Origin of the sequence: Pseudomonas marginalis (assembly GCF_900105325.1) — a bacterium.
Lineage (GTDB): Bacteria > Pseudomonadota > Gammaproteobacteria > Pseudomonadales > Pseudomonadaceae > Aquipseudomonas > Aquipseudomonas marginalis.
The window spans coordinates 1,522,294-1,544,118 of sequence record NZ_FNSU01000003.1; the positions used below are offsets into that span (position 1 = coordinate 1,522,294).

The window sequence follows — 21,825 nt, forward strand, 5'->3', positions numbered from 1 at the left end:
GACCGCTATCGGGGGCAAGCCCCCGATCCGCCGCAGGCGGCCATTCACCTACTCCCTGGGGATCAGCGCCCCCGGCACCTGGATGACCCGGCTCGCCAATCGATGCCCGGCCAAAGCAGCCTCCTGGGGCGAACCACCCTTGAGCCGACTGGCCAGGTACGCCGCACTGAACGAATCCCCCGCCGCCGTGGTGTCCACCACCTTCTCCACCTTCAGCGCCGGCACGGCAAGGCGCTCGCCGTCGCAACGGATCAAACACGCATCCGCACCGCGCTTGAGCACCACTTCCGCAATCGCCGGGTACGCCGCGAATACCTGTTCGCTGTCGGCATAACCAAACAACGCGCGTTCGTCATCCTCGGTCAGCAAGGCGATATCCACCTCGGCCAGTACGCTGCGATAAGCCTCGCGGGCAACGTCCACCGTGGCCCAGAGCCGTGGCCGGTAGTTGTTGTCAAACACCACTGCGCCGCCACGTCGGCGGGTTTCGATCAGGACTTCGAGCAGGCGCCGGCGCCCGACTTCACCCAGCACCGCCAGGGTAATGCCGCTGAAATACACCACGTTGTAGTCCGGCAATGCCGCCAGGATCGGCGCAGCCGCCGGCGTGGTAAAGCAGTCGCGCACGGCCGCTTCGTTGCGCCAGTAGAGGAATTTGCGCTCGCCGTTGGCATCGGTCTGGATGCAGTACAAGCCGGGCAAACGTCCGGGCAGGCGCTGGACCCGCTCCAGCCCCAGGCCTTCTTCGGCCCAGTGCGCACACATGGCGTCGCTGAAGCTGTCATCGCCCAAGGCGGTGACATAGTCTACCGTGCCGATATCCCCCAGCTCACGGCGCAGGTACACCGCCGCATTCAGGGTATCGCCGCCGAAGCTCTGTTGCAGGCTGCCATCGGCGCGGTGTTGCAATTCGATCATGCATTCGCCGATCAGGGCGATGCTGGGATGGGTGGTGGTCATGGCTTTACACTCAGAAACGGGTTTCCAGGGACTCGATCACCCGCAACTGCTCATCCACCAGGCAGCCGACCTGCCACTTGTCGAAGGTCAGGCAAGGGTGCGAGGTGCCGAAGGAAATGATGTCGCCGATGCGCAGCTCGACACCTGCCGCGACGGTCATGAAGGCGTGCTGGTCCATCACGGCGGTGACGGTGCAGGCGCTCACATCATCGCCTTCCGCCGGCAGGATCCCGGCGCGATAGCGTTTGAGCGGCACCGGCAAACCGGCGTCGTAGGCCACGTCGCGCTTGCCCAGGGCGATCACCGCAAACCCCGGCTCAGGCAACGATTGCACATGGGCCCAGACTTCCAGGGCCGGGCGCAGGCCTTCCTGGAGGTCGCCGCGGCGGTCGAGCACGCAGCACTGCGCCTCTTTGTAGATGCCATGGTCGTGGGCCACATAGCTGCCGGGGCGCAGCACGCTGAGGAAACGACCAGCTGCGTTTTGGGTTTCGAAGGACTCGGCGATCAGGTCGTACCAGGCCGACCCCGACGCCGTGATAATAGGCTTGGGCAGGTCGAAGGCCCCGTTGTCTTGCAGGTCCACGGCCAGGCGCACCAGGCTCGCGGCGAAGTCGCGGATGCCACTGATGGCGTGCTCGCCGTGGATCACACCTTCGTAGCCTTCGATACCGGTGAGGGCCAGGGCTGGTTGGGCCTTGATCGCCTTGGCCAGGTCGCGCACTTCCTGCTCGCTGCGGCAACCGCAACGGCCACCGACCACGCCGTATTCGATCATCACGTTGAGGCGCAGGCCACGGGCAGCGAAGAACAGGCCCAGGTCGGCGACGTTGTCCGGGTGGTCGACCATGCAGTGGAAGTCGAAATCCTTGTCGGCCAGCAGGTCGGCGATCAACGCCATGTTCGGTGCGCCCACCAACTGGTTGGCCATCAGCACCCGGCGCACGCCACCGGCATAGGCGGCGCGGGTCTGCACCGCGTTGGCCAGGGTGATGCCCCAGGCGCCCGCAGCAAGCTGGCGCTGGAACAACGCCGGCATCATGCTGGTCTTGCCGTGGGGCGCCAGTTCCGCGCCGCTGTTGCTGACGAAATCCTGCATCCAGCGAATGTTGTGCTCCAGGGCATCGCGGTGCAGCACCAGGGCGGGCAGGCCGACGTCGCGGACCAGGTGGGCACCGACGGCGGCGGCGCCCTTTTCAACGGCATTGATGGCTGACATGGAAAACTCCTATTCGTTGATGCGACGAGCCAGGTTGTTGGCGCTGTCGATCAACACCCGGCGATAGTCGTTGTAGTTTTTGCTCGCATCGGCCCGAGGGGCGACGATGCACAGCGTCGCAATGCTGATGCCCTGCGCGTCCCGGACCGGGGCGGCAAAGCAGTGGGTAAAGGTGTCGGCCACGCTGTCGAAGGAAAAGAACCCGTCGAGGGTGGCCTGGCGGATTTGCGCGAGAAAGGTCTCCAGCGGCAGGCGCTGGCCGTCCGGCAGGATAAAGTCGTCGTGGTCGATCAGGTCGATGATCTGCTGGTCGCTCAAGTGCCCCAGCAACAGGCGCCCGGAGGCGGTCCATGGGATCGGCGCGTCTTCACCGATGTCCGAGGAAATGCGGAAATGCCGCTCGCCTTCGCGCATCAGCGCCACCGTGTATTTGCGCCCGTTGAGCAGGCACATCTGCGCGGTTTCGTGGGTTTGGCTGACGATCTCCTGCAAGGCGTGGTCGGCCTCGCGGGTCAGGTCGAAATGGCGTAGATGCGCCTGGCCGAGGAAGTACAACTGACGGCCGAGGTAGACGTGACCGTCCTTGCCCACGGTTTCGAGGATGCGCCGCTCCAACAAGGAGGCGACCAATTCGTAGACCGTGGATTTGGGGCTGCCGATGCCGCTGGCAATATCATTCGGGCGCAGGGGCTGGCCGATTTCCTTGAGAAAATCGAGGATATCGAATGCACGGTCCAGGCCTTTGGCGCGGCGTTTGATGGTGTCTTCGGTCATGGCAATTTCGGTCCGGTCGAAATGGTAGGGCTGGCGCAGGTCCACTGTGGGAGGGGGCTTGCCCTAATGCCAGTCAGTTAAGCGTACATCGCCTCCTGTAGGAGCGAGCTTGCTCGCGAAAAACGTCAACGATAACGCGTGCTTCCTGAATGAACGCGGCGCCTGTGAGTTTTTCGCGAGCAAGCTCGCTCCTACAAAAAGCCTTAACTGACTGGCATTAGGGCTTGCCCCCGATGGCGGCGTGTCAATCAACACATCTGTTACTGATACACCGCTATCGGGTTCAAGCCCCCTCCCACATTTGATCTCTGGTGGGCTTAAGAGTGAGGGCAATTTAGCCCTTTTTCTTGTAGGCCACGCAATCAATCTCGACCTTGCAGTCCACCATCATGTTGGCCTGCACACAGGCCCGCGCCGGGGCGTGTTCCGGGGTGAAGTATTCGCCGAAGACCTTGTTGAAACTCCAGAAGTCCCGCGGGTCTTCCAGCCACACGCCAACCCGCACCACGTCTTTCAACTCGTAGCCGGCTTCTTCGAGGATTGCCACCACATTGCGCAGGGTCTGCCGGGTTTGCTCGATGATCCCGCCGGTGATGATTTCGCCGTCCACCGCAGGCACTTGGCCCGAGACGTACAACCAACCGTCCGCTTCCACCGCGCGGGCGAAGGGACGCGGCTGGCCACCGCCGGCCGTACTGCCGGCTCCGTAACGAGTGATGCTCATAAAACGATGCTCCTGATTAAAAACGAATGTTCTTGAGAAATTCCGCCAGGCGCGGCGATTGCGGCCGCTCGAAGATGTCCTTCGACGAGCCCTGCTCTTCAATCCGGCCCTGGTTCATGAAGACGATCTTGTCCGAGACTTCATAGGCAAAGCGCATCTCGTGGGTGACCAGCAACATGGTCATGCCCTCTTCCGCCAGGCCCTTGATCACACTGAGCACCTCGCCCACCAATTCCGGGTCGAGGGCCGAAGTGACTTCGTCGAAGAGCATCAGGCTCGGGTTCATGGCAATGGCACGGGCTATCGCCACACGCTGTTGCTGGCCGCCGGACAGCTGGCCGGGGAAGTGATCGCGGCGCTGCAGAAGTCCTACACGGTCCAACCATTTTTCCGCGAGTGCCACCGCCTCGTCCTTAGGCATTTTCTTAACTTTCAACAGGCCGAGGGTGACGTTCTGCAACGCGCTCAGATGGGGAAACAGGTTGAACTGCTGGAACGCCATGCCGGTCATCGCCCGGTGCTGGGCGATCACGCGTTCGGGGTGACGCACGCGCTTGCCGCCGATGTCGCTGTAGCCAATGGACTCGCCATCCAGGGTGATCTGCCCACCCTGGAACTCTTCGAGCAGGTTGACGCAACGCAGCAAGGTGGTCTTGCCCGAGCCGCTGGAGCCGATCAACGTCACCACGTTGCCGCGCGCCATGGACAGGTCGACGCCCTTGAGCACTTCGACCTCGCCGTATTGTTTACGCAGGCCGCGGATGTCCAGCAGCGGCTCGGTTATTTGAGGTTGGTTCATGGCAAGGCCACCCGTTTTTCAATGTAGCGCCCGAATAACTCGATGGCGTAGTTGATGACAAAGAACAGAAACCCGGCGAACAGGTAGAACTCCAGGGTCATGAAGGTACGTGCGATCACCTGCTGGGTACTCAGCAGCAATTCAGCCACGCCGATCACCGAGAGCAAGGTCGAGGCCTTGACGATTTCCGTCGAGGAGTTGACCCAGGTCGGCAGGATCTGTCGCAGCGCCTGGGGCAGCAGCACGTAGGCCAGGGACTGCCGGAATGTCAGGCCAATCGCCTTGCCTGCTTCCAACTGCCCACGGGGAATGGCTTGCAGTGCACCGCGCACGATTTCCGACACGTGGGAGCCGCAAAACAGCGTGAGCCCGACGGCGCCGGCCTGGAACGCGGTGATTTTCCAGCCGAGCGCCGGCAGCATGTAGAAACACGCCAACACCAGCACAAACACCGGCGTGCCACGGATCAGGTCGACATACAGGCGAAACGGTGCGCGCATCCAGAATTTGCCGTAGGTCAGGATCAACCCGGCGGCGATACCGATCAGCGTGCCAAAGACAATCGCCAGTGCCGACACCGCGACACTGGCCTGAAACCCCGCCCAGAGCGTATCCCGGGCGATCCACAACTCATGCAGCCAGCTGGGGGACTCGTACATGGACACCCTCCTTAACGACGGATCGCCAGACGCTGTTCCAGGTAACGGAGCAGCATGGCAATGAGGTAACAGGCCGCCACGTAGAGCGCGGTCGTGACCAGCCAGGTTTCAATCACCCGGTAGCTTTCGACGTTGATCTTGCGGGCGTAATAGGTCAGTTCGGGCACTGCGATGGCGGCGGCCAGGGAAGTGTCCTTGAACAGCGAAATGAAGTTGTTCGACAGCGCGGGCAGTACGTTGCGCAGCATCACTGGCACGGTGATATAGGCGCGGATCCGCCATTCGCCGAGGCCGATGGCCAGTCCGGCTTCACGCAAGCCCTTGGGAATATTCAACAGCCCGGCGCGGAACACTTCGGTCAGGTAGGCACCGGCGTACAGCGACAGGGTGATGATGAACGAGGGGATCTTGTCCAGGCGGATACCCAGGCTGGGCAAGGCGAAGTAGATCAACAGGATCAGCACCAGGATCGGCGTATTGCGGATCACCGTCACATACACCGAGGCCAGGATTCGCAACGCACGATGTCTGGACAGCATGGCAAACGCCATCAACAGGCCGATCACGCAGCCGATGGCGATCGACAGCAATGCCAGTTGCAGGCCCAGGCCGAGCCCCGCCAGCAAAGTGTCGAAATCGCGCCACACGGCGGCAAAGTTCAACTGATAGTTCATGGTCAGCAGTACCTGATGGGGGCGCCGTTGGCGGCGCCCCGGTTTTCACGAATCACTTGAACTCGACGGGGAAGCCGATGGCAGGTTCCGGCAGGTCCACACCGAACCACTGCTTGAACGACGCCTTGTAGGTGGGGAATTCCACACCGGTCATGGCTTCATGCAACGCGGTGTTGACGAAGTTCAGCCAGTCCTGGTCGCCACGCTTGACCGCACACGCGTAGGTCTGCGGGCTCCAGGCATAGGCCGGGCTGCGGTAGCGGCCAGGGTTCTGCACCATCAGGTACTTGACCGAGGACTGGTCGGTGGCGGCGGCATCGGCGCGACCGGAGTTCACCGCCTGGTACATCAGGTCGACGCTGTCGTATTGGTCGACCTTGGCCTTGGGCAGCGCCTGGTGCACCAGTTCTTCGGCATACACGTTCTGCAGCACCGCCACGGTGACGCCATCGCCCGCCGCCTGCAGGTCTTCGATTTCCTTGTACTTGCTGTTGTTCGGCAGCAGCAGGCCCACGCCTTCGCGGTAGTACGGCAGCGTGAACGCCACTTGCTGGGCACGGCTGGCGGTGACGGTGATGAACTGGCAGCTCATGTCGACCTTGTCGGTCAGCAGGTTGGGAATGCGTGCGTCGGACGACTGCACCACAAACTCGACCTTGCTCGGGTCGTTGAACAAGCCCTTGGCCACAATACGGCCGATGTCGATATCAAACCCCTGCAACTTGCCATCCGCTCCCTGGAAGTGCCACGGCGCATTGGTACTGCCTGTACCCACGATCAGGTGCCCACGCTTGAGCACATCATCGAGCTTGCTGTCCGCCGCCTGCACGATGCCTGCGAGGGAAGCCGATGCGGCGAAGAGAAAAACACACGCTTTGAACACGGAAGGTCGGTGATGCATGACAAGCACTCCAGGAGTTGTGTATTCCGCTATACCGGAACATAGTATGTAACAACGGAATAGACAGCAGAAAGTGTGCCACACGCCCTCAAAGAAAAACATGCCTGCAATAAAGGCTTTTTAAATCAGATAGATAAATATTTCGGGGAGACAAGGCGCTACGCCAGCATCTGCAATCACTTTGCTACCCAGGGCCCCATATGGCGGTGACAGGTCCCTTTGGACGCACTGCGACAGCGTTACTGCGCACCGTTGCAGTGCGCGCGCAGCGTGGAAAAATCCCCACGCTGGACTAGCCTTGGCACATCCCTGCCGACAAGGACCCTGCCCTGATGAAGTCATGCCTTACCCTGGTGATGCTCACCTTGCTGGCAGCCGGCAACGCGTCGGCCAGCAACGACCGCCGCGACTGCAAGGAAGAACTGCGCAGGCTCAAGGAAGCCTTCGACACCAACTACACCAGCCAGAACCACCACGACTACCGCCGGGCCAAGGCCTCCCGGGACAATGAGGAATACCGCAAGTGCGCAAACCAGGCGCGCAAGGCCCGGGAACGGGTGGAGCGTGAGGCAGACCTGTGAAGGTTGACAGTAGACGGTGACGGTCCCCGGGCCTAGCGTTGGTAAAAAACCTGCACGGTCCAAAGGGAGATCATCATGGGGATTGCCACTGCAACCATTGCCACTACCGACGACTACCGGCGCGTGCTGAGCAGTTCGCGCCCGGTGTTCATGCTGTTCATCTCAGCTCACTGCCCGGCCTGCGAGGTAGCCGGGCCGCTGTTTGAGCAGATTGCCGCCCAGTACCGATCAGTAGTGAGCCTGGTGCTCGATTGCGCGAAAACGCCGAGGCACCCGCAGGTTACAGGCACCCCGACGCTGCTGGTCTTCCAGAACGGCACCTTGATGGAAACATTCAAGGGTTTCGGACCCGAGGAGCAGCAAGCGCAGTTTGTGGAGGACACCTTCAGGCGTTATGCACGCCGCAAGGCTGCAATAACACCTGCGTCACCCGCCGCTCCTCTACCGCCGCCACCGTCAGGCGCCAGCCCTCATGCTCCAGGCTATCGCCCACCACAGGCAGGCGGTCGAGCAGGCTCATCACCAGGCCGGCCAGGGTCTGGTAGTCCTCGGTCGCGACGGCCTTGAAGCCGGTACGCTGACGAATCTGGGTGAGGTTGAGGGCGCCATTGGCACGGAAGCCCGCGCCCTCCTCGACAATATCCGGCCCTTCGATCTCACTGGCGTCCGGCAACTCACCGGCAATGGATTCAAGAATGTCGGTCATGCTCAATACGCCCATGAAGTCACCGAATTCGTTGATCACGAAGGCGATATGGGTGGATTCCTGGCGCATCTGTTCCAGGGCGTTGAGGATCGAAAAGCTCTCCAGCAGGTTGATCGCCCGGCGTGCGAGGTGCTCCAGGTTCGGCTCGTTGCCGGCCAGGTACTCCTTGAGCAATTCCTTCTTATGCACAAAGCCCAACGGTTCATCCACCGCGCCATTGCGGATCAACGGCAGGCGCGAATAGGACGAATGCATCAGCTTCAGGCGAATCGTGTCGGGGTCGTCCGCCAGGTCGATAAAGTCGACGTTGGCCCGCGGCGTCATCAAGCTGCGAATCGGCCTCTCGGCCAGTTGCAGCACACCGCTGATCATCACCCGCTCGCGTCGGTCGAACAGCGGCCCCTGGGCGGCATCCGTCTCGCCCAACAGGTCAGCCACCTCTTCCCCCACCTCCTCCACCGCCAGGCTGCGACCGCCGAGCAAGCGCATCACCGCATGGGCCGTGCGCTCACGCACCGGCAACACGCCCTGGGCCGACTTCTTGCGACGCGCGCGGGCAATCTGGTTGAACACCTCGATCAGGATCGAGAAACCAATCGCCGCGTACAGGTAGCCCTTGGGAATATGGAAACCCAGGCCTTCAGCGGTCAGGGCAAAACCGATCATCATCAGGAAGCCCAGGCACAGCATGATCACCGTCGGGTGGGCGTTGACGAAGCGTGTAAGCGGCTTGCTCGCGACGATCATCAGGCCGATGGAAATGATGACGGCGATCATCATCACCGCCAGCTCATCCACCATGCCCACGGCCGTGATCACCGCATCCAGGGAGAACACCGCGTCGAGCACCACGATCTGCGCCACAATCGGCCAGAACATCGCGTATGCCACGTTGCCGGTGCGCTGGGCCACATGGCCTTCCAGGCGTTCATGCAGTTCCATGGTGGCCTTGAACAACAGGAACACACCGCCGAACAGCATGATCAGGTCGCGGCCGGAGAAGCTCTTGTCGAACACCTCGAACAGCGGCTGGGTCAGGGTTACCAACCAGGAAATACTCGCCAGCAAGCCCAGGCGCATCAGCAACGCCAGGGACAAACCGATCAAGCGCGCTCGGTCGCGCTGCTCCGGCGGCAGCTTATCCGCCAGGATCGCAATAAACACCAGGTTGTCGATGCCCAGCACCAGTTCCAGCACAATCAAGGTCAACAGGCCGAGCCAGGCCGTTGGATCCGCTAACCATTCCATTTATACAAGTCTCTCTACAGGTTTCAGAATGCCGGGCACGGCAAGGCGCGGTCAGTGGACCGGGACACGGCTGGCAGTCGGGATACGGGGTGTTTCAGCGGGAACAGCGGCGGCGGATGTCTTGGGGAAAGACGACTGGGAGGCTCCGAGAGGATGTTCATGCAGGTCCTGAAATAACAAAAGGACTTGAATCCTACAGGCGAAATACAAATTTCCTGCAACGCAAAACTATTACAAAACCTGTCTTCGACCCCCACACAAAATCATGTGGGAGACGGCTTGCCCCCGATGAGCATGAGTATTTTCAGATCCTGCCAAATCTCTGTGGTGAGCGGGCTTGCCCCGCGCTGGGCTGCGAAGCAGCCCCAAAACCAGCCTCTACAGAGTGCCTGATACACCGCGTACTTCTTTACTGGGGCTGCTTCGCAGCCCGGCGCGGGCGGTGCGACGATTCGACAAGCCCGCTCACCACAACAGCCCTGTCTGCCGGGCGTCCGGCGTTGAGCCAACGTTGTGTAGATACCCATGCCCCGACGAGGGCGTGTCAGGTTTTACGGGTTGCATCGTCCAGCGCCAGGATGGTGTGGGCATTCGTCACCGTCGTCGCCAACGTATTGATCACCCCCGACCGCAACGCCCCCAACGTCGCCGCCGCCTTGGTGTTCTCGCTGGCAATCGCCACCACGTCCGGGATGCGAAACAACTCCTGCACCGTCAACCCGATCACTCGCCCCTGGATCGCGTTGACCGCCGGCTGGCCATGGATGTCGATGAAGTCATAGCCCATCATGTCGCCCACGGTGCCGGACAAGCGTGCCTGGGCGATCTCCTGGGGCGAGAACCAGCCCATGCGCACCATATTGCTGTTTTCGCTCATGTCGCCGATGCCGATCAGCGCCATGTCAGCCCGCCGCGCACGGTCGAGGGTCGAGCGCACCGTGTCGTTGTTGATCAACACCCCGCGCAACTCCGGGTTGGCCACCAGGGCCGGGGCGTACAGGCTTTCACTCTCGCCGCCAAAGCGCAGGGCCAGGCGCCGGCAGATGTGATCGGGGTTCATGTATTCGCCGGCCTTGAGCGAACCGCCAATGGCGCAGACAAATGTGCAGTTGCGCGTCACCGGCAGGAACACGTTATCGGCCACGGCGCCGACGTTGCGGCCCATGCCCACGGCGACGATCATGCCGTCACTCAAGGTCTTGTTCAGGTAGTTGGCCACCAGGCTGGCGACCGCCGAGCGCTGGGTATCGGGGTCGCTGTGGTCCACCGCGATCAACGCGCGATCCAGCTTGAAGCGCGCCACCAAGGCCTGTTCCAGCTCGTTGTTCATCGCCGGATGCTGCAAGACGCGCACCTCGACAATGCCTTCATCCCGCGCGCGCTTGAGCAATCGGCTGACTTTGGCCCGGGACAGGTCGAAGCGCTTGGCGATGGCTTCCTGAGTGACGTTCTCGAGGTAATAGAGCATCGCCACTTCAGTCATCTGATCAATATCGCTGGCCATGCGCTGGGTACTGTCACTCATGGGGACGGGCTTCCGTTTCGGCGTCAAAGGCGCATTCTCCCGACTCTTGCCCTGCTACGTCCACTATTGATGCCCATCGCGCTCGATCGCATTGATGCGCTCGACCTTGGCCCCGGAACGTGCCGCCTCGAACTCCGACTCCAGGAACGACTTGACGATGCTTTTCGCCAGTTCGGCGCCGATCACCCGCGCGCCGATAGAGAGGATCTGCGCATCGTTGCTCTTGCGCGCCCGCTCTGCCGAGTACGTGTCATGGGCCTGGGCCGCACGAATCCCGAGCACCTTGTTGGCCGAGATCGCCATGCCGATCCCCGTGCCGCACACCAGCACGCCCAGGCGCTGCTGCCCGGCGTTGATGGCGGTGGCCACGGCCAGGGCGATGTCCGGGTACAACACCGGCGCGGTGGAATGGGTGCCGAAGTCGGTCACCGGATAGCCCAGCGCCTCGATATGGCGCTTTAACAGCTCCTTGAGCTCAAAACCCGCTTCATCGCATCCGATAGCCACCGGGAAAGGTGTGTTCATGGTGTCTGGCTCCGCTGCCGTGAGTGCTTATGACTGATCAACTGATCACTCAATGAAATTTCTCTCATTCATTTCGCAGGCGTAACCCTCTCCTGTCAAGCAGGATTTAACTGACTTGCCAGTCAAAGCGCTCTAAAAAAGGGTAATTGGCGAAAAAGATCAGAATCGCAGCATTTACATGAAAGAGATTGACTGATCAGAATTTCATTTGATACACATATGATCACAGCGAAACATGACTGTGCGACCTAATAAGAATTCACAGCACGAGGACACGCCGATGGCCACGCCATTACTGCTCCAGGCTGAACACGTCGCCAAGGCTTACGCCGGGATCCCTGCCCTGCGTGACGGGCGCCTCTCTCTGCGGGCCGGCAGCGTCCACGCCCTGTGCGGCGGCAATGGCGCAGGCAAGTCGACTTTCCTGAGCATCCTGATGGGCATCACCCCGCGTGATGCCGGCAGCATTCTGCTCAACGGCACCGCCGTACAGTTCAATCGCCCCAGCGAAGCCCTCGCGGCGGGGATCGCGATGATCACCCAGGAACTGGAACCGATCCCCTACATGACCGTCGCCGAAAACATCTGGCTGGGTCGCGAACCGCGCCGCGCCGGCTGCATCGTCGACAACAAGGCCTTGAACCGCCGCACCCGCGAACTGCTGGAAAGCCTGGAATTCGATGTCGACGCGAGCAGCCCCATGCACCGCCTGAGCGTGGCGCAGATCCAACTGGTGGAAATCGCCAAGGCGTTCAGCCATGACTGCCAGGTGATGATCATGGACGAGCCCACCTCGGCCATTGGCGAGCGCGAAGCCGAAACCCTGTTCAAGGCGATTCGCCGCCTCACCGCGCGGGGCGCCGGCATCGTCTATGTATCGCACCGCTTGAGCGAACTGGCGCAGATCGCCGATGACTACAGCATCTTCCGCGACGGCGCCTTTGTGGAAAGCGGACGCATGGCCGATATCGACCGCGACCACCTGGTGCGCGGCATCGTTGGCCAGGAATTGACCCGCATCGACCACAAGGTCGGCCGCGAATGCGCCGCCGACACCTGCCTGCAAGTCGACAACCTCAGCCGCGCCGGTGAGTTCCACGACATCAGCCTGCAACTGCGCCAGGGTGAAATCCTCGGCATCTACGGCCTGATGGGATCGGGGCGCAGTGAATTCCTCAACTGCATCTATGGCCTGACCGTGGCGGACTCCGGCAGCGTCACCCTGCAAGGCAAGCCCATGCCCGTGGGCCTGCCCAAGGCGACCATCAATGCCGGCATGTCGCTGGTCACCGAAGACCGCAAGGACAGCGGCCTGGTGCTTACCGGCAGCATTCTTTCCAACATTGCGCTGTCGGCCTACAAGCGCCTGTCGAGCTGGTCGCTGATCAATGCGCGCAAGGAAACCCAACTGGCCCAGGACATGGTCAAGCGCCTGCAGATCAAAACCACCTCACTGGAACTGCCGGTGGCGTCCATGAGCGGCGGCAACCAACAGAAAGTGGTGCTCGCCAAATGCCTGTCGACCGAACCGGTGTGCCTGCTGTGCGATGAGCCGACACGGGGTATCGATGAGGGCGCCAAGCAGGAGATCTACCACCTGCTGGATCAATTCGTGCGCGCCGGTGGCGCCGCCATCGTGGTGTCGTCGGAAGCCCCGGAACTGTTGCACCTGAGTGACCGCATCGCCGTCTTCAAGGGCGGCCGCCTGGTGACCATCAGCACCGACACCGCCCTTTCCCAGGAAGCCCTGTTGAGTCTTGCCTCATGAATGCCAAAACCATTGCCGCCCCCATCACCACAGCGCCACGCAACCGCCTGCGCCTGTCCCTAGACCGTTTCGGCCTGCCGCTGGTGTTTATCCTGCTGTGCGTGGTGATGGCGTTTTCCAGCGAGTACTTCATGACCTGGCGCAACTGGATGGACATCCTGCGCCAGACCTCCATCAACGGCATCCTCGCGGTGGGCATGACCTACGTGATCCTGACCAAGGGCATCGACCTTTCCGTCGGCTCGATCCTGGCCTTTGCCGGATTGTGCAGCGCCATGGTCGCGACCCAGGGCTACGGGCTGCTGGCGGCAGTGAGTGCGGGGATGTTTGCCGGGGCGATGCTCGGCGTGGTCAACGGCTTTATGGTCGCCAACCTGTCGATCCCGCCGTTCGTGGCCACCCTCGGCATGCTCAGCATTGCCCGCGGCATGACCTTCATCCTCAACGACGGCAGCCCGATCACCGACCTGCCCGACGCCTACCTGGCCCTGGGCATCGGCAAGATCGGCCCGATTGGCGTGCCGATCATCATCTTCGCCGTGGTCGCGCTGATCTTCTGGATGGTGCTGCGCTACACCACCTACGGCCGCTATGTGTACGCGGTGGGCGGCAATGAAAAAAGCGCGCGCACCTCCGGGATCGGCGTGCGCAAGGTGATGTTTTCGGTGTACGTGGTGTCCGGCCTGCTCGCCGGGTTGGCGGGCGTGGTGTTGTCGGCACGCACCACCTCCGCCCTGCCCCAGGCCGGGGTGTCCTATGAGCTGGACGCGATTGCCGCCGTGGTCATCGGCGGCACCAGCCTGTCGGGCGGCACCGGCAGCATTGTCGGCACGCTGTTCGGCGCGTTGTTGATCGGCGTGATCAACAACGGCCTGAACCTGCTCGGCGTGTCCTCCTATTACCAGCAGGTCGCCAAGGGCCTGATCATCGTGTTTGCAGTACTGATCGACGTGTGGCGCAAGAAAAAACGCTAGAGAACGACCACTACAACAATAACCGGAGTTCCCCCCATGAAACTTGGTACCACCCTGGCCGCCGCGGCGGCTCTCTCCCTGCTCGCCGGCAGTATCGCAATGGCCGCCGATGGCAAGACCTACAAGGTCGGCGCGGCCGTCTATGGCCTCAAGGGCCAGTTCATGCAGAACTGGGTCCGCGAGCTCAAGGAGCACCCGGCGGTCAAGGACGGCACCGTGCAGTTGACGGTGTTCGACGGCAACTACGACGCCCTGACCCAGAACAATCAGATCGAAAACATGGTGACCCAGCGCTACGACGCGATCCTGTTCGTGCCGATCGACACCAAGGCCGGCGTCGGCACCGTCAAGCAAGCCATGAGCAACGACGTGGTGGTTATCGCCTCCAACACCAAGGTCGCCGACGCCTCGGTGCCCTACGTCGGTAACGATGATGTGGAAGGCGGCCGCCTGCAGGCCCAGGCCATGGTCGACAAGCTCAACGGCAAGGGCAACGTAGTGATCATCCAGGGCCCGATTGGCCAGTCGGCGCAGATCGACCGCGAAAAAGGCGAGCTGGAAGTGCTGGGCAAGCACCCTGGCATCAAGATCATCGAGAAGAAGACCGCCAACTGGGACCGCGCCCAGGCCCTGGCGCTGACCGAAGACTGGTTGAACGCCCACCCCAAAGGCATCAACGGCGTGATCGCGCAGAACGACGACATGGCCCTCGGCGCCGTGCAGGCCCTCAAATCCCACGGCCTGACCTCCAAGGATGTGCCCGTCACGTCCATCGACGGCATGCCGGACGCGATCCAGGCGGCGAAGAAAGACGAAGTCACCACCTTCCTCCAGGACGCCCAGGCCCAGTCCCAGGGCGCACTGGACGTGGCGTTGCGCGCACTCGCCGGCAAGGACTACAAGCCGCAGTCGGTGATCTGGGAGCGCTATGCCAAGGACCTGAAATGGGGCGATGGCACGGCCAAGACCTACATCCTGCCGTGGGTGCCCGTGACTAACGCCAACGCCGATGCGCTGTACAAACAGGTCAGTGGCGGTAAGTAGTCATTGGCTTGAAATACAGTCAAGTGTGGGAGAGAGCTTGCCCCCTCCCACATTGGATCTCGATCGTTATTGAAAGAGGAGTCATGCATGTCTGGATTCTGGAACCAAGCCTTCGACCTCAACGGCCGTTGCGCGGTGATCACCGGCGGCGCCGCCGGTATCGGCCTGGCCTGTGCCAGCCTGCTGGTGGAGCGCGGCGCCCGCGTGGCTTTGCTCGACCGCGACCCGGCGGTGGTTGAAGTGGCAGCGGGCCTGGGTGCCGGGCATCTGGGCATTGCCGTCGACCTCAGCCAGATCAACCAAGTGCAACACACCATCGACCAGGTCTTCGCACACTTCCAACGCCTGGATTACCTGATCAACAGCGCCGGCGTGGCCCTGCTGGACAAGGCCGTCGATGTCAGCGAAAGCGCCTGGGACACCACCTTGGACATCAACCTCAAGGCCAGCTTTTTCGTGGCCCAGGCCTGCGCCCGGCACATGCTCGCCCAGGGCAGCGGGCGCATCGTCAACCTCGCGTCCCAGGCCGCGGTGATCGGCCTCGACCGCCACGTCGCCTACTGCGCCAGCAAGGCGGCCATCGTCGGCATGACCAAGGTATTGGCCATGGAATGGGCGCCGCACATCAATGTCAACGCCATTTCCCCCACCATCGTCGAGACCGCGCTGGGCAAGAAGGCCTGGGCCGGTGAAGTCGGCGAACGGGCCAAATTGCAGATCCCGGCGGGCCGCTTTGCGCAGCCGGAGGAAATCGCCGGGCTGGCGCTGTACCTGCTCAGCGATGCCGCGCAGATGATCACCGGCGCCAACCTGGTGATCGACGGCGGCTACAGCATTCAGTAATTCATTTATCTGTCGTGAGGTTTTGTCATGTCCACTGTCACCGAACGCACACCCGAACAACTCTCGCCGGCCATCCCGAAAACCATGCAGGCCGTGGTTTGCCACGGCCCGGAAGACTATCGCCTGGAAACCGTCGACGTACCCACGCCCGGCCCCGATGAGATCCTCACCAAGGTCGAGTTGTGCGGCATTTGCATGGGCGACATCAAGACCTATCGCGGCGCGCCGTCGTTCTGGGGCGATGCCGAGCAACCGCGCTACGTCAAGCCGCCGATGATCCCCGGCCATGAGTTCGTGTGTCGCGTGGTGGCCCTGGGCCCGGGCGCGGAAAAGCGCGGCGTGAAGGTCGGTGATCGGGTGATCTCGGAGCAGATCGTGCCGTGCTGGGGCTGTCGCTTCTGCAACCACGGCCAGTACTGGATGTGCCAGAAACACGACCTCTATGGTTTCCAGAACAATGTGCAGGGTGCCATGGCCCAGTACATGATCTTCACCAAGGAAGGCATCATTCACAAAGTGCCGGAATCCATCGCCCCCGACGAAGCGATCCTGATCGAACCCCTGGCCTGCTCACTGCATGCGGCGGAACGCGCCAACGTCGACCATGACGACATTGTGGTGGTCGCCGGCGCCGGCACCCTGGGCCTGGGCATCATCGGCGCCGTGCGTTTGCGCAACCCGAAAAAACTCATCGTGCTCGACATGAAACCCGAACGCGCCGCCCTCGCCCTGCGCATGGGCGCCGACGAAGTGTGGAACCCGGCCGAAGTGGACGTACTGGCCAACATCCGCGCGATCACCGACGGCTATGGCTGCGACATCTATATCGAGGCCACCGGGCACCACAAGGCGGTGAACCAGGGCCTGGCGATGCTGCGCAAGCTGGGGCGCTTCGTGGAGTTCAGCGTATTCAACGACGAGGCCACGGTGGACTGGTCGATCATCGGCGACCGCAAGGAGCTGGACATCCTCGGCTCGCACCTGGGGCCGTACATGTACCCGCGGGCCATCGACTTTATCGGCAACCGCAAGATCGATATGCGCGATGTAGTCACCCACAAGTTCGCCCTGGCGGACTTCAAGGAAGCGTTTGCGGTGATGGAACGTGGCGACAAGTCGCTCAAGGTTGTACTCGAACCCTAGGAACACACAACCGCTTTACTGCAGGAGCCGAGCTTGCTCGCGAAGGTCGACAACGATAACGCGGGGCTTCTGGATAAACGCGGTGTCTTCACGCTTTTCGCGAGCAAGCTCGCTCCTACAAAAAGAACACAGGAACCCGCGTTATGAATCGAGTCATCAACGATCCGGACCAAGTGGTCGAGGACATGCTGCGCGGCATCCTGGTCGCGCACCCCGAACTGCGCCAGTACGAAAGCAACCCACGGGTGATCGTCAAGGCCAGGCCTTCCGGGCCAGGGCGTGTCGGCATTGTCACGGGGGGCGGCTCCGGCCATGAGCCGGCCTTTCTCGGCTATGTCGGCCCCGGCCTGGTCGACGCGGTGGCCGTCGGCGAGATTTTCTCCTCGCCCACCGCCAAGAGCTTTTTCGACGCCTTCCGCGCTGCCGACCATGGCGCCGGCGTGGCCTGCCTGTACGGCAACTATGCCGGCGACAATATGAACGTGAAGCTGGCGATGAAAATGGCCGCCAGCAAAGACATGCGCATCCGCACCGTGGTCGCCAACGACGACGTGGCCTCCGCGCCCAAGGCCGAGATCGCCAAACGTCGAGGCGTGGCCGGGGAAATCTTCATGTGGAAGATCGGCGGTGCCGCAGCCGCCCAGCACTACGACCTCGACGGCGTGATTCGCGTCGCGCAGAAAACCGTCGACCAGTGCCGCTCGATTGGCATCGGCCTCACGCCCTGCACCATTGCCGCCGTGGGCAAGCCCAACTTCCAGATCCCCGACGGCCAGATGGAACTGGGCATCGGCCATCACGGCGAACCGGGCATTGAGGTCATCCCGATCGAATCCGCCGCCGCCATGGCCGAGCGCATGCTCGCGCCGATCCTCACCGACCGCGACTTCAGCCAGGATGACAGCGTGGTGGTGCTGGTCTCCGGTCTTGGCGCCACGCCGGTGATGGAGCTGTATATTTTCTATGCCGAGGTCGAACGCCAACTCAAGGCCAAGGGCTTGAAGATTCACCGCTGCTACGTCGGCAACTACTTCACCTCCCTGGAAATGATGGGCGTGACCCTGACCCTGCTCGGCCTCGACGCCGAGCTGAAAACCCTGATCGACCAACCCTGCCGCTCCATCGGCATGACCCAGGCGGACTGAACCATGAGCCAGCATTTTTCCAGCCACCACGGCAGCGCCATCGTCACCGACCTGGTCAGCGTGATCGTGGCCAACCGTGAATACCTCAGCGAAGTCGACGGCGCGATTGGCGACGGCGACCATGGCATCAACATGGCCAAGGGCTTCGCCCATTGCGGGCGCACGATCGAAGGTCGCCAACTGACCCTCGCCGAAGCCCTGGATGAACTGACCCTGAGCCTGATGGAAGGCATCGGCGGCTCCATGGGGCCGTTGTATGGCAGCCTGTTTATCGGCATGGCCGACGAAGTGCGTGGCCGTGACGACATCGACGCGGCCACCTTCGCCCACCTGTTGCGCGGCGGCCTGACCTCGTTGCAGGACATCACCGAAGCGGGCGTGGGCGACAAGTGCCTGATGGACACATTGATCCCGGCGGTGGAAGCCTTCGAGCGCGCGCACGCCTCGGGGGCGTCCTTCAGTGATGCACTGGAGGCGATGAAAACCGCCGCCTCCCAGGGGCGCGACTCCACCAAGGACCTGGTGGCGAAGATCGGCCGCGCCAGTCGCCTGGGCGAGCGCTCACTCGGCGTGCTGGATGCGGGGGCGGTGTCGTGCTGCCTGATCCTTACGCGCCTGGCGGATTCGGTGCAGCCGCGCCTGAGTGCTTGACCTGCTGGATATACCGCGCCACCGCCGGCGCTTTCTCGAAGCGCCGGTGAATCAGCGACAGCCACGAGGATGCGTCGCAGCCCTGAATGCTGCGGTACACCACGCCCGGCAACTGCACATGCCCGACCATTGACGCGGGCACCACCGCCACGCCCTGCCCCATCGACACCAGCGCCACTACCGCGACCAGCCCGCCCGGCTGTGGCCCCAGGCGCGGAGCATAACCGCCTTGCGCGGCGACATGCAGGGTGCCGCTGATTTGCTCCGGCAGGATAAATGTCTCGTTTTGCAGGTGTTCGCAGCCTATGGCCGCGAGCCCCAACAGCCAGGAATCCTGGGGCAGCGCCAGGACAAAACCTTCGCCGTCCAGGCGCACCGCCTCCACCCCCTCGGGCAAGGTCATCGGCGAGCGGATGTAGCCGATGTCATAGCGCCCGTCCGCCACCGCACTCGGCAGCGTGGCCATGGCGCATTCGCGCACCGTCACGCTGACGTCGGGAAATGCCTGGCCGAACGCACGCATCTGCCGCTGCAACAGCCCGGCGTACAGCGCCGAAGCCACGTAACCCAATTCGATATGGCCGATCTCGCCACGCCCGGCACGCTGGGCATGGCGTTGGGCGAATTCAAACTGGCGCACGGTGGCTTCGGCCTCGACCAGCAAGGCGGCGCCGGCTTCGGTGAGGCTGACTTCGCGTTGCCGGCGGATAAACAAGCGCGTGCCCAGGCTGGTTTCCATGTCCTGGATCTGCCGGCTCAGGGTCGGTGGCGCAATGCCCAATTGCTCGGCGGCACGGGTGAAGTTGCGCTGCCGGGCCACGGCGAGGAAGTAGCGAAAATGGCGGATATCCATAACAGGGTTAGCTCAAAGGTAATGAAGTGCTCCACAGCGGCTAACAATACCAGCAGTGGCCAGGGATAAGCTCGAAGCACCTCACCACTGGAGCGCCCTTGCGATGCCCATCAACTGCATTTGCCCTATTGCCTGTAAGGTAATCCGATCATGAGCCGGGTCAACCCGCGCCTGACGTTGCTGACCGCGTCCGGCGTCTGCTCGCTGATCGTGCTCGACACTAATATCGTCGCCGTGACCCTGCCGAGCATCGCTCGCGACCTGGGGGCGAACTTTGCCGATATCGAATGGGTGGTCAGCGCCTACATGCTGGCGTTTGCCGCCTTGCTGCTGCCGGCCGGTAGCCTTGCCGATCGGTTCGGGCGCAAAAAATCCCTGGTCTGGGGCCTGAGTATTTTTATCCTCGCCTCCGTTGGCTGCGGGGCGGCGCCGAGTGCGTTGTGGCTGGATATCGCCCGCGCGGTCAAGGGCGTCGGTGCAGCGTTATTGCTCACGTCAGCCCTGGCCTCCATTGGCCACACCTTCCACGATGAAGTCGAGCGGGCCAAGGCCTGGGCGTTCTGGGGCGCCTGCATGGGCGTGGCGATGACGGCCGCGCCGACCCTGGGCGGCTTGATCACCGAGTACCTGGGCTGGCGCTGGATTTTCTACCTCAACCTGCCCGTGGGCCTGGCGCTGATGAGCCTGGTGCTGCACGCCATTGCGGAATCCCGCGATAGCCAATCCGCCCGCCTCGACCCGTGGGGCAGCCTGGCCTTCAGCGCGAGCCTGTTGTGCCTGATTTGGGGCCTGATCGAGGCCAACCGTATCGGCTGGGATAACCCGCTGACCTATGCACGCCTGATCGGCGGTGCGGTGTTGCTGGGTGTATTTGTAGGGGTCGAACGTGTGCAGCGGCGGCCCATGGTGGACCTGCAACTGTTTCGCCACCCGCGTTTTATCGGCGCCTTGCTCGGGATGTTTGCCTACGCCGGCTGTGCCCAAGTGATGATGACGCTGCTGCCGTTCTATCTGCAGAACGGCCTGGGCTTCTCCGCGATTGCCTCGGGCCTGGGCATGCTGCCGTTCGCCCTGACCATGCTGGTCTGTCCCCGGATCGGCGCGCGGCTGGCGGGGCGCTTCGCACCGGCAACGATGATGGCAACCGGGTTGACCCTGGTGGGCTGCGGCAACCTGCTAAGTGCCTGGGCGGTGAATATCGGCGGCTACCTGCCCTTCGCCCTGGCGATTGCCGTCACCGGTGCCGGTGCCGGTTTGCTCAATGGTGATACGCAAAAAAACATCATGGCCTGCGTGCCACGGGACCGTGCGGGGATGGCGTCGGGCATGAGCACCACCATGCGGTTCAGCGCGATCATGTTGGCGATTGGCGTGTATGGCGCACTGCTGAGCAGCCACAGCGAGCACGTGTTGCGCGCACGTATCGACACGCAATGGCAGGCGCAGGTGGCGGGGATTGCTTCACGGGTGGTGGCCGGGGATATGCCGGCGGCAATGGGCTTGTTGCCCGAGCCGGCACGGGCGATGGTGCAACCGCTGGCGCAGCAGGCGTTTGTGGGTGGATTCAGTTACGTATTGTGGGTGGCGGGTGTGCTGGGATTGCTCGGAGCGCTGGTGGTGGGGAGGCTGATGCGCAAGCCGATACCCACACCGAACTGAATGTGGGAGGGACGGTGCGACGATTCGACTTGCCCCCGATGAGCATAGGTATCTACAAAACTTTGTAGCAGCCAACGCTAACCACGATGCGAAGCGAGCCGCTCTTGATCTTGATCTCAGGCGCCCCGTTAAACCACGCTGGCCGGAATTCGATAGTGATTTGGGGGGTAAACCGGCAGGGATGCCGGTTTAGCCGCCCCGCGCCATGGATGGCGCGTGGCGGCGGCCCCCCAAATCACTGTCGGATTACGGGCACACCGAGCCTAGGCGAGGTGCCGAGTGGTGGGGCGAAGCGTTTTGCTTACTTTTGCGCTTTTCAAAAGTGAGCCGCCGTAAGGGCGGAACCAATAGCCGCCGTTACCGAAGCAACGGATATGTACTCGGTCTGATCCAACATCCTGGTCGGCCTGGTCGGCTGTCAGGCCGCCATCGGGGGCAAGTCGAATCGTC

The 21,825-nt window shown here is 62.5% G+C and carries 21 protein-coding genes and 1 pseudogene; 10 read left to right on the plus strand and 12 right to left on the minus strand.

Annotation, left to right across the window (positions count from 1 at the left end; genetic code table 11):
- Positions 1-48: 48 nt before the first annotated feature.
- The 8 genes from BLW22_RS15930 to BLW22_RS15965 all read right to left on the minus strand — a co-directional run bounded on the left by BLW22_RS15930 (position 49) and on the right by BLW22_RS15965 (position 6,710).
- Positions 49-960: a sugar kinase gene (locus tag BLW22_RS15930; protein WP_074847008.1), complete on the minus strand. Its 912-nt coding sequence runs from the start codon at positions 958-960 to the stop codon at positions 49-51.
- Between the two features lie 10 nt (positions 961-970).
- Positions 971-2,179, minus strand: coding sequence for an amino acid deaminase (locus BLW22_RS15935; protein ID WP_065927165.1), 1,209 nt, complete (start codon positions 2,177-2,179; stop codon positions 971-973).
- A 9-nt stretch (positions 2,180-2,188) separates the two neighbouring features.
- A complete protein-coding gene (locus tag BLW22_RS15940; protein ID WP_065927191.1) occupies positions 2,189-2,953 on the minus strand; it encodes an IclR family transcriptional regulator in 765 nt (254 codons plus the stop codon).
- Between the two features lie 334 nt (positions 2,954-3,287).
- A complete protein-coding gene (locus tag BLW22_RS15945) occupies positions 3,288-3,677 on the minus strand; it encodes a RidA family protein (protein WP_012723821.1) in 390 nt (129 codons plus the stop codon).
- A gap of 16 nt (positions 3,678-3,693) precedes the next feature.
- Positions 3,694-4,476 (minus strand): amino acid ABC transporter ATP-binding protein, encoded by a 783-nt coding sequence (locus BLW22_RS15950; RefSeq protein ID WP_065927166.1) that lies wholly within the window; start codon positions 4,474-4,476, stop codon positions 3,694-3,696.
- On the minus strand, positions 4,473-5,135 hold the full coding sequence (locus BLW22_RS15955; RefSeq protein ID WP_074847009.1) for an amino acid ABC transporter permease: 663 nt from the start codon (positions 5,133-5,135) through the stop codon (positions 4,473-4,475). Before BLW22_RS15955 ends, BLW22_RS15950 begins: the two co-directional genes overlap by 4 nt.
- Before the next feature lie 11 nt (positions 5,136-5,146).
- Positions 5,147-5,809, minus strand: a complete 663-nt coding sequence (locus BLW22_RS15960; protein WP_027608632.1) for an amino acid ABC transporter permease — start codon at positions 5,807-5,809, stop codon at positions 5,147-5,149.
- Between the two features lie 52 nt (positions 5,810-5,861).
- Positions 5,862-6,710: a transporter substrate-binding domain-containing protein gene (locus tag BLW22_RS15965; protein ID WP_027608633.1), complete on the minus strand. Its 849-nt coding sequence runs from the start codon at positions 6,708-6,710 to the stop codon at positions 5,862-5,864.
- Between the two features lie 332 nt (positions 6,711-7,042).
- On the opposite strand from BLW22_RS15965, the gene BLW22_RS15970 reads away from it, so the two are divergent.
- Together BLW22_RS15970 and BLW22_RS35610 are read left to right on the plus strand one after the other, a co-directional pair.
- The gene (locus BLW22_RS15970) at positions 7,043-7,291 is read left to right on the plus strand and encodes a hypothetical protein (RefSeq protein WP_065927168.1); all 249 of its coding nucleotides are present in this window, start codon (positions 7,043-7,045) and stop codon (positions 7,289-7,291) included.
- 75 nt (positions 7,292-7,366) lie between these two features.
- A pseudogene (locus BLW22_RS35610) lies at positions 7,367-7,657 on the plus strand (thioredoxin family protein); the annotation flags it as partial.
- A gap of 19 nt (positions 7,658-7,676) precedes the next feature.
- Here BLW22_RS35610 and BLW22_RS15980 read toward each other — a convergent pair.
- The 3 genes from BLW22_RS15980 to rpiB all read right to left on the minus strand — a co-directional run bounded on the left by BLW22_RS15980 (position 7,677) and on the right by rpiB (position 11,295).
- A complete protein-coding gene (locus BLW22_RS15980) occupies positions 7,677-9,245 on the minus strand; it encodes a TerC family protein (RefSeq protein WP_027608635.1) in 1,569 nt (522 codons plus the stop codon).
- Between the two features lie 544 nt (positions 9,246-9,789).
- Positions 9,790-10,770 carry a sugar-binding transcriptional regulator gene (locus BLW22_RS15985; protein ID WP_027608636.1) on the minus strand — a complete coding sequence of 327 codons (981 nt, stop codon included), beginning with the start codon at positions 10,768-10,770 and terminating at the stop codon, positions 9,790-9,792.
- Positions 10,771-10,833: 63 nt separating this feature from the next.
- The gene (gene rpiB / locus BLW22_RS15990; protein ID WP_016969738.1) at positions 10,834-11,295 is read right to left on the minus strand and encodes a ribose 5-phosphate isomerase B; all 462 of its coding nucleotides are present in this window, start codon (positions 11,293-11,295) and stop codon (positions 10,834-10,836) included.
- Between the two features lie 280 nt (positions 11,296-11,575).
- On the opposite strand from rpiB, the gene BLW22_RS15995 reads away from it, so the two are divergent.
- The 7 genes from BLW22_RS15995 (at position 11,576) to dhaL (ending at position 18,863) form a co-directional block, all read left to right on the plus strand.
- Positions 11,576-13,063, plus strand: a complete 1,488-nt coding sequence (locus tag BLW22_RS15995; RefSeq protein ID WP_074847010.1) for a sugar ABC transporter ATP-binding protein — start codon at positions 11,576-11,578, stop codon at positions 13,061-13,063.
- A complete protein-coding gene (locus tag BLW22_RS16000; RefSeq protein WP_027608638.1) occupies positions 13,060-14,037 on the plus strand; it encodes an ABC transporter permease in 978 nt (325 codons plus the stop codon). The genes BLW22_RS15995 and BLW22_RS16000 overlap by 4 nt, the downstream gene beginning before the upstream one ends.
- Before the next feature lie 36 nt (positions 14,038-14,073).
- Positions 14,074-15,081, plus strand: coding sequence for a substrate-binding domain-containing protein (locus tag BLW22_RS16005; protein WP_074847011.1), 1,008 nt, complete (start codon positions 14,074-14,076; stop codon positions 15,079-15,081).
- Positions 15,082-15,168: 87 nt separating this feature from the next.
- On the plus strand, positions 15,169-15,924 hold the full coding sequence (locus BLW22_RS16010) for an SDR family oxidoreductase (RefSeq protein WP_065927170.1): 756 nt from the start codon (positions 15,169-15,171) through the stop codon (positions 15,922-15,924).
- A 27-nt stretch (positions 15,925-15,951) separates the two neighbouring features.
- Entirely contained in the window at positions 15,952-17,067 is a 1,116-nt protein-coding gene (locus tag BLW22_RS16015) for an MDR/zinc-dependent alcohol dehydrogenase-like family protein (RefSeq protein ID WP_065948191.1), read from the plus strand.
- A 143-nt stretch (positions 17,068-17,210) separates the two neighbouring features.
- Positions 17,211-18,212, plus strand: a complete 1,002-nt coding sequence (locus BLW22_RS16020) for a dihydroxyacetone kinase subunit DhaK (RefSeq protein ID WP_074847012.1) — start codon at positions 17,211-17,213, stop codon at positions 18,210-18,212.
- Positions 18,213-18,215: 3 nt separating this feature from the next.
- Complete coding sequence (dhaL, locus tag BLW22_RS16025) at positions 18,216-18,863, plus strand: dihydroxyacetone kinase subunit DhaL (RefSeq protein ID WP_065927173.1); 648 nt, start codon at positions 18,216-18,218, stop codon at positions 18,861-18,863.
- Here the strand turns inward: dhaL and BLW22_RS16030 are convergent.
- Positions 18,820-19,716 carry a LysR substrate-binding domain-containing protein gene (locus BLW22_RS16030; protein WP_074847013.1) on the minus strand — a complete coding sequence of 299 codons (897 nt, stop codon included), beginning with the start codon at positions 19,714-19,716 and terminating at the stop codon, positions 18,820-18,822. The genes dhaL and BLW22_RS16030 overlap by 44 nt on opposite strands.
- A gap of 150 nt (positions 19,717-19,866) precedes the next feature.
- On the opposite strand from BLW22_RS16030, the gene BLW22_RS16035 reads away from it, so the two are divergent.
- Positions 19,867-21,375, plus strand: a complete 1,509-nt coding sequence (locus BLW22_RS16035) for an MFS transporter (RefSeq protein ID WP_074847014.1) — start codon at positions 19,867-19,869, stop codon at positions 21,373-21,375.
- Positions 21,376-21,825: the final 450 nt, after the last annotated feature.